Origin of the sequence: Nocardiopsis sp. MG754419 (genome assembly GCF_018207095.1) — a bacterium.
GTDB lineage: Bacteria > Actinomycetota > Actinomycetes > Streptosporangiales > Streptosporangiaceae > Nocardiopsis.
In genome coordinates, this window is record NZ_QOCZ01000008.1 from 55,269 (window position 1) to 66,269 (window position 11,001).

Sequence of the window (11,001 nt, forward strand, 5' to 3'; positions counted from 1 at the left end):
TCCTCTGTGCCTCGCGCGAGGTCGGGCCCCTCAGGCGCCCTCCCCCGTCACTTCCGGACGTCCTCCATGACGGCGTCCGGGTCCTTCCAGTTCGGGTAGCCGAAGAACTTGCGGGTCTCGGCGACGATGACCGGGGACAGCAGGAGCAGACCCACCAGGTTCGGCAGGGCCATCAGACCGTTGGCGATGTCGCTGAACAGCCAGACCGCGTCGATGCTGGCGGTCGCGCCGACGAACACGACGGCGATGAACACCAGACGGTAGGGCAGGACCAGGAAACGCTTGCCCTTGGCCAGGTACACCATGCAGCGTTCGCCGTAGTAGGACCAGCCGAGGATGGTCGTGTAGGCGAAGATCGCCACGGCGCCGGCGATGAAGATGACACCGAAGGAGCCGAGAGCCGGGCTGATCTGGGACAGCGACTGTTCCATGGAACCCGAGGTGAGCAGGACGCCCTTCTGGTCCGGGTCGTACCCGGCGGCCTCGTCGGCGTTCCACAGGCCGGAGGTGATGATCATCATCGCGGTCAGGGTGACCATGATGATGGTGTCGATGAAGGTCTGGGTCATCGACACCATGGCCTGACGGACCGGCTGGGTGGTCTTGGCCGCAGCAGCGGCGATGGCACCGGTGCCCAGGCCGGACTCGTTGGAGAAGATGCCGCGGGCCACACCGGTGCGGATGACCATCATGAGCGTGGCGCCCGCGAAACCGCCGGCGGCGGAGGTGCCGGTGAAGGCGTCGCTGAAGACCAGCTGGAAGGCGGGGAGCAGCTGCTCCCAGTTGATCATCAGGACCAGCAGGTTCATGAAGATGAACCCGATGATCATGAACGGCACGATCGCCGAGGCGAAGCGGCCGATGCTCTTGATACCGCCGAGGATGACGATGGCGACCAGGACCATCAGGACCGCGCCGATGATCCAGCGGTCGATGCCGGTGACGTCGTTGACGGCGCTGGTGACGGCCTCGGCCTGCGTGCCGTTACCGATACCGAAGGCGGCGATGGCGCCGAACACCGCGAAGGCGCCGCCGAGGAACACGCCCAGGCCGCCGGGAAGGCCGTTGCGCAGGTAGTACATCGGGCCGCCGGCCTGCTCGCCCTTCTCGTCCTTGATCCGGTACTTCACACCGAGGAGAGCCTCGCTGTACTTGGTGGCCATGCCGAACAGGGCGGTGACCCACATCCAGAACAGCGCGCCGGGGCCGCCGATGCCGATGGCGAGACCGACACCGGCGATGTTGCCGACGCCGACGGTGGCGGCGAGGGCGGTGCTGAGCGCCTGGTAGTGCGAGATGTCGCCCTCGGCCTGGTCGTCCGACTCCTTGCGGCGCACGAAGGCGAGCCAGAGCGCGTGTCCGAGTTTCGTGAACTGGAGCAGGTTCAGCCGGATGGTCAGGAAGACACCGGTGAGCAGCAACAACGGGATGAGGACCAACGGCCCCCAGATGATGTCGCTGAGCACACCGGCCATGTCAAGGAGTTGGTCCACGGGGGACTCCCTTTCGGTGAAGGTGTGGGGTCGAGGGAACCGGTGACGGAACGGGGGAACTGATGCCCTCGGAATCGCGTTGGCACAGATGGGCTCACTGCGATATCGGCAAAGAATGGCACTGACGCGTAACGAACGAATCACGTGCATTCGTCATGAACGTTGCGTCGTGCCGAGAGCGTCTCCGGTGTGCCCGGAGCGGGCCTCAGCCCGCCGTGTCACCCTCACCTTCGGCGTGGGCCAGCGAGAGCCTGCTGAGCACGGCCGCGGCCTCCACCGGATCCGCCCCCCTACCGACCGCCACACCCAACAGGTAGGTGGTGAGCGGCGCCGCCGGCCGTGCGACGGAGTGAGCGGCATCACGTGCCAGATCGAGGATGCGGTCGACGTCGGCCTTCTGGAGCGGTTCGCTCCCGGACAGGTCGAGCTCCTCGAACACCAGCCCCGCCCATTCCACAAGGGTCACTGTTCGACTCCTTCACATGTGTGCCGAAAACTGTCGGCGATCATAGCCATCCCGGGGTCATGGTGCGGCCAGACGACGGTACCCGCCTCGTCACCGCCCGCTCGTCGAACACACGCCCACCCTTCGGGGACGGTTCGTCCGGGCAGCGGCCCCGGTTCATTCTCCGAGCCTAGCGTCGGGAGCAGCGAGAATCCGGCGTTGGGAGCCCGTGCGCATGTCCCCCACCACTCCGCTCATCCACCACCCCCCGACCACCGACCCCGATCGTCCCCTTCGGGTGGCCGTCGTGACCGAGTCGTTCCTGCCCCAGATCAACGGGGTGACCAACTCCGTGTGCCGGGTGACCGAGCACCTGGCCGCCGAAGGCCACCGGGCCGTGGTGCTCGCGCCCGGCCGCGGACCCACCTCGTACGCCGGGTTCCCGGTGCTGCGCTCGCCGGCGGTCCCCCTCCCGGTGTACCGGGACTTTCCCGTCGGTCTGCCGCTGCGACGGTCGATGACCGCCGCCCTGCGCGCCTTCGCCCCCGACGTGGTGCACCTGGCCTCGCCCACGCTCTTCGGCGCCGCGGCCGTGGACGTGGCACGTCGCTGGGCGTTGCCGACCGTGGGCGTGTTCCAGACCGACCTGGCCGGTTTCGCCGGACGGTTCGGCCTCCCCGGCGGCGAGGCGCTGTGGTCCGCGCTGCACCGCGTCCACTCGGCGGTGGACCGGACGCTGGTCCCCTCCTCCGCAACGATGGAAGCGCTGTCCGACCGCGGGTTCCCACGGTTGGCGCTGTGGCGCCGGGGGGTGGACACCGACCGCTTCCACCCCGAACACCGCTCAGAGGAGCTACGGCGTCGGCTGGCCCCGAACGGCGAGACCATCGTCGGCTACGTGGGGCGGCTGTCCAGGGACAAGCGTGTGGAACTGCTGGCGCACCTGGAGCGCATGCGCGGCGTCCGGTTGGTGGTGGTCGGTGACGGCCCCGACCTGGCGTGGCTGCGGCGGCGGCTGCCGGACGCGGTGTTCACCGGTCGGCGCACGGGCGAGGACCTGTCACGGCTGTACGCGGCTCTGGACGTGTTCGTGCACACCGGGGCCGACGAGACCTTCTGCCAGGCCGTACAGGAGGCGCTCGCCTCCGGGGTACCGGTGGTGGCCCCAGCCGCCGGCGGCCCGCTCGACCTGGTCACCGACGAACACAACGGTCTGTTGTACGAACCCGCATCGGTGCGCGCGTTCAAGGTCGCGGTCGGTCGACTGGCCCACAACGGGCAGGTGCGTCGGAGGATGGCGGAGGCCGCACGGCCCTCGGTGGCGCATCGGACCTGGACCAGGGTCAACCGCGAACTGGTGGCCCACTACCGTTCCGTGATCACCCCCAGCCGGGAGCTGGCCGCCCGGTCGGCGCAGCGCCTGGGCACCTGACCCGACCGGCCCGACGAGCCGTCGCTCGCCCCCGGCGACACGAACGGGCCCCTCCCCGAGAGAGATGGGGGAGGGACCCGTCGGTTGTGTCCGCCTCGCCCCCTTAAAACGTGGCGGACACAGGCTCGGGATACCGGTTCACTGGGCCGATCGCGCGACCTCGCGACGCACCGGGATCACGGTGGTGGCGTGTTCCGCGCCCTCGTCCAGCAGACCGCCGAGGACCTCGGCGAGCCGGTCCAGGTGGGCGCGGATCCACGGCAGGGCCAGCGGGTCGTGTGCGGCCAGGGCGGCGTAACGACGCTCCTCGGAGTCGCCGTAGAGCAGGCTGGTGGCCACGCGCATGCGCAGGGTGTCGGGGCTCTCGCCGAACTCGACCGCGGGCAGGACCCCCATCCCGTACCGCTCCAGCAGCAACCCGGTGAGTTCGGGTCCGGTGGTGATCCCGTGCAGGGCGCCGAGGCGTTCCCGGACCGGTTCGAAGTCCGGGTACAGGTAGAAGGCGGCATTGGGGGCCGCCACCTTCGCCCCGGCTCGGGTGAAGGTGTCGGCGACGGCCCGCGCCACGATGCCGTGCAGGCGGCGGCTGCGGTCGATGTGGTCGACCAGCGCGGCCGGCTCGGCGAAGGCGTGCGCCGCGGCCTCCTGCACGGGTGCGGCCGGGCTGGACCAGATCTCGCTGGCCACACCGAGCAGTCCGCCGCGCAGGCGGTGGCCGATCGCGGAGTCGGGCAGGCGCAGGACACCGATCCGCCAGCCGCCCAGGGCCAGGTTCTTGCTCAGACCGCTGGAGATGACGGTGCGCTCGGGCGCGTACTCGGCGGGGCTGCGCACGACGGCGCTCTCGCGACCCTCCGCGTCCAGGTGGACCAGGTCCCGGTAGATCTCGTCGGAGATGATGACGAGGTCGAGTTCGCGGGCGACGTCGGCGAGTCGGCGTACCGTCTCGGCGTCGGCGACCGTCCCGGTCGGGTTGTCGGGCACGGTGACGATGACGGCGTTGACGGTACGCCCCTGCTCACGGGCGGCGGTGACGGCGGCGTGCAGCAGGTCCGGCTGGGGTACGCCGCCCTGGCCGGTGGCGGTCGGTACCAGGAGGGGGTTCTGTCCCAGGAGTCGGCTCTGCGCGGCGTAGCTGACCCAGCTGGGCGCCGCGATGGCGGTGTCGCCACCGATCTCGAGGAGCAGGCTGTACAGGAGCGGTTTGCTTCCGGGTCCGGCGATGACCAGGTCGGGGTCGGTGGGCAGACCGCGGCGTTCCCAGTACCCGGCCGCGGCCTCGCGCAGTGCGGGCGAGCCCGCGACGGGACCGTAGGCGTTGGCACCGTTGCCCGCGGAGAGTCGGTCCCGCATGACCGGGTGCACCGGCAGTCCTGCCTCACCGAAGCCGAGCGGAAGAACGCGCACCCCCTGGCGGCGCTTCTCGGCGAGGGCTTCGTTGACGGCGAGCGTGGCGGACACAGTGACGGTCATCGATGACTCATCTCCGATTGGACGTTGGGCGCCGGGTCGATCCTCGGGCCGGTGTGGCGCCCGGTGGGCGACCTCTCGAATTCCACCCTGCCCAGGAATGGTCATCAGTACAAGCGACTCTTTCCGATGCTGAGGTTAAGATATCCTTATGCTCGATCTCCGCCGCCTGCAGTTGCTCCGAGAATTCAGCGTCCGGGGCACGATCGTCGCCACCGCGAGCGCCCTCGGGTACACGCCCTCGGCCGTCTCCCAACAGCTCGCCACCCTGGAACGGGAGACGGGGGTGCCGCTGCTGGACCGCTCCCCGCGCGGGGCCGAACTCACCGACGCCGGCCGCCTCCTGGTGGACCAGGCCGGAGAGATCCTGGCGATGGTCGAGGCGGCCGAATCGGTGCTGGCCGAGCAGGCCGACGTCGCCCTGGGCGTGGTCACGGTGACCGCCTTCCCGACCGCCGCGGTGGCGTTCGCGCCGCAGCTGGCGCCCCCACTGCGTCGACACGAGGGCATGCAGTTGGTGCTGCGGCAGACGCTGCTGGCCACCGGCACGCAGAAGGTCCGCTCGCGCGAGGTCGACGTCGCGATCGTCGACGAATGGACCGGCCAACACCCGGGACGGGGTCCGGACAGCGGGCTGCGCCACGTCCACCTGCTGCGGGACCCGATGGTGCTGGCGGTCCCGGAGGACCACCGACTCGCGGACCCCTACGTTCCGCTGGTGTTGGACCGGCTGCTCAACGAGTCGTGGATCGTGGCCCCGGAGGGGGAGCGTTCGCGCTACGGCACCGACAAGCTCTTCTCCGAGGTGGGCGGGTTGCCGGCGGCCACCTGGGAGTTCGAGGGCTTGGGCACGATCCTGAGCCTGGTCTCGAAGGGGATCGGGATCGCCGCGGTCCCGGCCCTGGCGATGGTCGGAGCGCCGGCGGGCCTGGTCTACCGGCGGCTGCCCTCACCGCCGGAGCGGCAGGTGTACGCGGTGCTGCGCCCGGCCTCGCTGCGCCGGCCCGCCGTGCGGGTGACCCTGGACGCCCTCCGGCAGGCGGCCCGCAGCGTGGAGGACGAGATCGATCCCCTCACCACGGCGGACGACCCCACGCGGTGAGCTGGCGCGCGGCGCGTGGGGGCGCCGAACGTGCGGGGCGCCGGACACGGAGGAACGCGGCACGCCCGAGGCGTACCGCGTTCGGTGGTGCGGCGCCGGGACCCGGCACCCTCACGCGCCGCTCCCCCGTCGGCGCACCTTGTCGATCCTGCGGCGGAGTCGGCGACAGACGTGTCGAGCGCGATCACGGTCGTCGCGGGCGTTCCACCAACGAGAGTAGGCTTCCAGTCTCCGTTTGCGCAGGGACTCCAGCTCGGCCTCCATCCGGTTCACCCGGTGCTCCAAGTCGATGCGTTCGCGTTCGAACGACGACATGTCGCGCTCGTGGAACCCCGCCTCCCGTTCGGCGCTGAGCAGCCGTTCGGTGAGGCCCTCGGTCATGTTCCCGCCCTTGGAGAGCCGGCCGAGGCCTGCCTGTCCGCTGATGCCTTCGAACCACACAACTTCATGTGTTTCCCGAAGTGCCCCAACATCACCGTTGGCTACGCAAAGAATACGGAAAGTGGCATAAGGCTTATTTGTCCATTTTCTCGGTGCCGCCACGACGGAGCGCCCTCTCAGGCGACCAGGGAACGCCCACGCTCCGCGCCGACCGCGCCCCACGCGCGCAGCCGCGTGTAGACCCGTTCGAACCGGTCCAACGATCGGTGGTGGTCGTGTTCCCGGGCCACCAGACGACTGGCCGCCCCGAACGCCTCCCGGCCCGCTCCGAGCACCGCCAGGAGCCGTTCGGCCAGGACCGCGTCGTCCCCCGGTGGGAACAGGAACCCGTTGCGTCCGTTCTCCACCAGGTGCGGCAGCGCCATGGCCTCGGCCGCCACCACGGGCAACCCCGCCGACATCGCCTCCAGCGTGGCGATGCTCTGCAGCTCGGCCACGCCCGCGATGGCGAACGCGTCCGCGGCGGTGTACACCAGCGGCAGGTCTTCGTCCGGCACGAACCCCAGGAAGAACACACGGTCGTCCACGCCGATCCGCACGGCGAGCGCCCGGAGCTCCTCCTCACAGCGCCCGGTGCCGGCCAGGGCCAACTGCACGTCGCGTTCGGGCGCGACCCGGGCCAACGCCCGGATCGTGTCCTCGATCCGCTTCTCCTCGTCCAGGCGCCCCACGAACACCACGGTGTCACGGTCGGGCAACCCGAACCGGGCCCGCGCGCGGTCCCGCTCTCCCGGCCGCGGCGCGAAGCGGTCCAGATCGATCCCGCACGAGATCGCCTCGATCTCCCTCGCGAACCCCTTCTCCCGCAACAGCTCCGCCGCCCGCGGGGTCGGCGTGGTCACGTGGTCGGCCTCCATCGCCACCCGCACCATGTCCCCCCACGCGGCGGCGCCCGCCCACCGCTGCATCGGACGGGGGACATGGGCGTGCGCGTACAGGTTGTCCGGCATGAAGTGGTTGGTGAGCAGCACGGGAACGCCCAGGGAACGGGCCCGGCGCAACGCCGCGCGACTGAGCGTGAAGTGGCTCTGGACGTGGACCACGTCGGGGTCCAGGCGCCGCAGCAGCCGCGCGATGTGCCCGCTCATGCCCAGGGGAAGAGCCGCCCGCATGTCGGTCTGGAAGGGGATCGGCGCCGACCTCAGACGGTGCTCGGTCACCGGGCCGTTCACCCTCACGTGCGGTTCGCCCTCCGCCGAGGGGCACACCACGTGCACCCGATGCCCCCGCCCGGCCATCCCCTCCGCCAGGCGGTGGGTGAAGTACGCGGCACCGTTGACGTCGGGTGGATAGGTGTCCGAAGCGATGAGCACACTCAGTGGACGATCGGACTGGACCATGGTGAGAACTCCTTCGTTCGACGCGTGGTGCCCGCGATCGGCACACCAGGTGTGGTGTCGGCGGGTGTCGGGTGGGCGTGGTTCAACGGCTCTGGGAGCGCTCGCCGGAGGGGGCCGACGCGGGGTCGGCGGCCTCCGGGTTCCGATGTCGGGAACGGGCCAGGCTCACCGTGCCCAGGATCGCCACCAGGGCGAAGAGCACGGCCGCGATGGCGGTCACCGGGGTGTCGGGCACACCCTCGCCCAGGAGGAGCGCGCCGATCCCGACCCCGACCACGGGGTCGGCGATGAGCAGGGTCGCGTAGGCGGCGGCGAAGTGACCGGTCCGGTAGGCGTTCTGCAGGAGCAGGGCGCCGAACACGGCGGTGACGCACGCCAGGAGGGTCAACCAACTGAAGAGGTGCACCGGGTCGGCGGTGGCGCCGGCGGCGACCACCCGGGCCAGACCGGAGGTGGTGCCGAGCGCGGATCCGCCGGCCAGGGCGAGCGCGAGGGCGCGGGCACCGCTGGGCATCCAGTGCGCCGTGACGTAGACGAGCAGACCGGCGCCGATGACCCCACCGGCCAGCCACAGACCGGTCTCGGTCGACATCACCGGGGTCTCCACACCGTGCGGGAACAGCCACAGCACACCGACCAGCCCGACCATGACCGCGATCCCGGCGAAGATCTGTGAGGCCCGCACCCGCTGGCGGTTGAAGAGCGCCGACAGCACGATGGCGAACAACAGTCCGGTGACCCCGATGGGCTGGATGATGGTGAGCGGCGCCCCGCTGAGGGCGATCAGGTGCAACGTCGCGCCCAGTACGACCGCACCGCTGCCCAGCAGCCACCGGGGTTGGCGCAGGAGGTGCAACAGGAAACCCGCACGCGCGACCTGTCGGCCCGGGGCCCGGACCGCGTCGCGCTCCTGCATCGCCGAACCGAACGCCAGGCTGAAGGCGCCCGTCACGGCGATGAGCACGTGCCAGATCATCAGTGGCCCCGCTCCGACCGGAGCGGAACGTCATCCTGGGCGCCCCGTGTCATCGCCCGCATCCCGTCTCCTCCGACGCTCGGTCCGCACCCGCGTTCACCCGGAACCGGGTATGGCAGAACTCTACGGAACAGGGGTGTGACCAGGCGATAAGGCCGACCCCCCTCTGCGTGGTGGTGACATCTCCTCCTGGTGCGCTGGTGCGCACACGACCATCGACGACGGCGCCCCGTCGTTTCGGCGAGGCGCACATCGGTCCCACGTCCCTACGTGTGCCGCAAAAGCCGATGCCCTAAGAGCCATTGCGGGTCAAAACTAGGTATGGGATGGCCCCTAACGCCGCAGGCCGAAAGACCGATTGGCACCGGACCCTTGGGCCGGCACGAGTGGGCGTGACACTATGTCGGGAATTGGTCTAGACCGGATAGGAGCAGCGCCTCGTGCCTGACAACCCCCGTACCGCCCCCTCGGACGTCTCCCTGGTACCCGTGCCCCGCGAGATCACCACCGAAGGCACGGAAGGGCTGGTGCTCGACGCCGCCACCCGCATCTCCGCCGACCAGGCCGCCGCGTCCACCCTCACCTGGCTGCGGCGCGAGCTGGGCGCCGCGACCGGGCTGCCTCTGGCCGTCGGCCATGAAGAGGACGCGCGGATCCGCCTGAGCGTGGACCCCACCGCCGGCCTGGGACCGGAGGGCTACCGACTGATCGTGGACGTGGAAGGCGCCCTCGTCGTCGGACACGACGCCGCGGGGGTCTTCTACGGTGCTCAGACGCTGCGCCAGCTCCTGCCCGTGGACGCGTACCGTTCCGCCCCCGTGGACCGTGGCACGGACGCCACCGAGTGGCGGCTGCCCGCCGTCCGGATCACCGACGCGCCCCGGTTCCGCTGGCGGGGCGCGATGCTCGACATCGCGCGGCACTTCCAACCGCGACGGGAGATCCTGCGGTTCATCGACCTGCTCGCCCTGCACAAACTCAACGTGCTGCACCTGCACCTGACCGACGACCAGGGGTGGCGGGTGGAGATCCGCCGTTATCCGAAGCTCACCGAGCTGGCCTCCTGGCGGACGGAGAGCCAGCTCGGCAGCACCGAACCGCCGGTCTTCGACGGACGCCCGCACGGCGGGTTCCTCACCCAGGACGACATCCGTGAGATCGTCGCCTACGCCGCCGCCCGGCACATCACGGTGGTCCCGGAGATCGACGTGCCGGGCCACTCCCAGGCCGCGATCCACGCCTACCCCGAACTCGGCGAGGTCGGCGACATCCCGGTCGGGACGCGGTGGGGCATCTTCGAGGAGGTCCTGGCCGTCACCGACCACGTACTCGACTTCTACAAGAACGTCTTCGACGAACTCATCGAGCTGTTCCCGAGCCCCTACATCCACGTGGGCGGGGACGAGTGTCCCAAGACGCAGTGGAAGAACAGCGCCTCGGCGCAGCAGCGCATCCGCGACGAGGGACTGGCCGACGAGGAAGAGCTCCAGAGCTGGTTCATCCGTCGGTTGGACGACCACCTCACCGAACGCGGTCGCCGGTTGCTCGGCTGGGACGAGATCCTCGAGGGTGGGCTGGCGCCCGGCGCCACGGTCATGTCCTGGCGTGGTGAGGAAGGCGGGATCGCCGCCGCCCGCGCGGGCCACGACGTCGTCATGGTGCCCACCGCCACCTCCTACCTGGACTACAAACAGTCCGAGAGCCCGGACGAGCCGGTCAAGGTGGGCACGCTGCTGCGGGTGGAGGACGTGTACACGAGCGACCCGATCCCGGCCGAGCTCACCGAGAAGGAGGCCGCGCACGTCCTGGGCACCCAGGTGAACCTGTGGACGGAGCACATCGACACCCCGCGCAGGCTCGACTACATGGCGTTCCCGCGCATCTCGGCGTTCGCGGAGAAGGCCTGGTCGACCCATCGGCGCGACTGGGCCGAGTTCGAGCCGCGCCTGGCGCACCACCTCGGCCGTCTGGACGCCGCGGGGGTGGAGTACCGCCCGCTGGACGGCCCCCGCCCCTGGCACACCCGGCCGGGGCTCCGGGGGTGGGGCGAACCCGGTGCCGACGCCGACACCACGGGTCAGGGCCCGGATCGGCCCTGAGCCCTCCCCCGCGGGCGCGTTCCAGGGCCGGTGACCACCGCACGGGACACGTTCCGACCACGGTGACCGCGTGACCCCGGTATCGGGGCCGACACCCGTCCACGGGACCCCCACACCCACGGTGGCGGTGTGGAGGCCCCGTGGCGCTCCGCCCCGCGACCGGGCCGGGGACGCCGCGCCTGGCCCCGGCGTCCTCGCGCCCC

The 11,001-nt window shown here is 70.7% G+C and carries 9 protein-coding genes; 3 read left to right on the top strand and 6 right to left on the bottom strand.

Features of this window, described 5'->3' with window-relative positions; translation table 11 throughout:
* Positions 1–47: 47 nt before the first annotated feature.
* Together DSY14_RS02975 and DSY14_RS02980 are read right to left on the bottom strand one after the other, a co-directional pair.
* On the bottom strand, positions 48–1,493 hold the full coding sequence (locus DSY14_RS02975) for a sodium:alanine symporter family protein (RefSeq protein WP_211714860.1): 1,446 nt from the start codon (positions 1,491–1,493) through the stop codon (positions 48–50).
* Positions 1,494–1,698: 205 nt separating this feature from the next.
* Complete coding sequence (locus DSY14_RS02980; protein ID WP_211714861.1) at positions 1,699–1,959, bottom strand: DUF6457 domain-containing protein; 261 nt, start codon at positions 1,957–1,959, stop codon at positions 1,699–1,701.
* Between the two features lie 214 nt (positions 1,960–2,173).
* Between DSY14_RS02980 and DSY14_RS02985 the strand changes: the two genes are divergently transcribed.
* The gene (locus DSY14_RS02985) at positions 2,174–3,370 is read left to right on the top strand and encodes a glycosyltransferase family 1 protein (RefSeq protein WP_211714862.1); all 1,197 of its coding nucleotides are present in this window, start codon (positions 2,174–2,176) and stop codon (positions 3,368–3,370) included.
* Positions 3,371–3,508: 138 nt separating this feature from the next.
* Here the strand turns inward: DSY14_RS02985 and DSY14_RS02990 are convergent, their stop codons facing one another.
* Positions 3,509–4,843, bottom strand: coding sequence for a pyridoxal phosphate-dependent aminotransferase (locus DSY14_RS02990; protein ID WP_211714863.1), 1,335 nt, complete (start codon positions 4,841–4,843; stop codon positions 3,509–3,511).
* A 148-nt stretch (positions 4,844–4,991) separates the two neighbouring features.
* On the opposite strand from DSY14_RS02990, the gene DSY14_RS02995 reads away from it, so the two are divergent.
* Positions 4,992–5,942 (top strand): LysR family transcriptional regulator, encoded by a 951-nt coding sequence (locus DSY14_RS02995; RefSeq protein ID WP_211714864.1) that lies wholly within the window; start codon positions 4,992–4,994, stop codon positions 5,940–5,942.
* Between the two features lie 111 nt (positions 5,943–6,053).
* Here DSY14_RS02995 and DSY14_RS03000 read toward each other — a convergent pair whose 3' ends face one another.
* The 3 genes from DSY14_RS03000 to DSY14_RS03010 all read right to left on the bottom strand — a co-directional run bounded on the left by DSY14_RS03000 (position 6,054) and on the right by DSY14_RS03010 (position 8,699).
* Positions 6,054–6,383, bottom strand: a complete 330-nt coding sequence (locus DSY14_RS03000; RefSeq protein ID WP_211714865.1) for a hypothetical protein — start codon at positions 6,381–6,383, stop codon at positions 6,054–6,056.
* Positions 6,384–6,499: 116 nt separating this feature from the next.
* Positions 6,500–7,723: a glycosyltransferase gene (locus DSY14_RS03005; RefSeq protein ID WP_211714866.1), complete on the bottom strand. Its 1,224-nt coding sequence runs from the start codon at positions 7,721–7,723 to the stop codon at positions 6,500–6,502.
* A gap of 82 nt (positions 7,724–7,805) precedes the next feature.
* The gene (locus DSY14_RS03010) at positions 7,806–8,699 is read right to left on the bottom strand and encodes a DMT family transporter (RefSeq protein WP_211714867.1); all 894 of its coding nucleotides are present in this window, start codon (positions 8,697–8,699) and stop codon (positions 7,806–7,808) included.
* 440 nt (positions 8,700–9,139) lie between these two features.
* Here DSY14_RS03010 and DSY14_RS03015 point away from each other — a divergent pair, with 440 nt between their 5' ends.
* The gene (locus DSY14_RS03015) at positions 9,140–10,798 is read left to right on the top strand and encodes a beta-N-acetylhexosaminidase (RefSeq protein ID WP_211714868.1); all 1,659 of its coding nucleotides are present in this window, start codon (positions 9,140–9,142) and stop codon (positions 10,796–10,798) included.
* The last annotated feature ends 203 nt before the right edge of the window (positions 10,799–11,001 follow it).

Bases quoted from the DNA above. Each gene is read 5' to 3' on its own strand.
- DSY14_RS02990 (WP_211714863.1), bottom strand. From the start codon at position 4,843: ATGACCGTCACTGTGTCCGCCACGCTCGCCGTCAACGAAGCCCTCGCC.
- DSY14_RS02995 (WP_211714864.1), top strand. From the start codon at position 4,992: ATGCTCGATCTCCGCCGCCTGCAGTTGCTCCGAGAATTCAGCGTCCGG.
- DSY14_RS02985 (WP_211714862.1), top strand. From the start codon at position 2,174: ATGTCCCCCACCACTCCGCTCATCCACCACCCCCCGACCACCGACCCC.
- DSY14_RS03005 (WP_211714866.1), bottom strand. From the start codon at position 7,723: ATGGTCCAGTCCGATCGTCCACTGAGTGTGCTCATCGCTTCGGACACC.
- DSY14_RS03010 (WP_211714867.1), bottom strand. From the start codon at position 8,699: ATGATCTGGCACGTGCTCATCGCCGTGACGGGCGCCTTCAGCCTGGCG.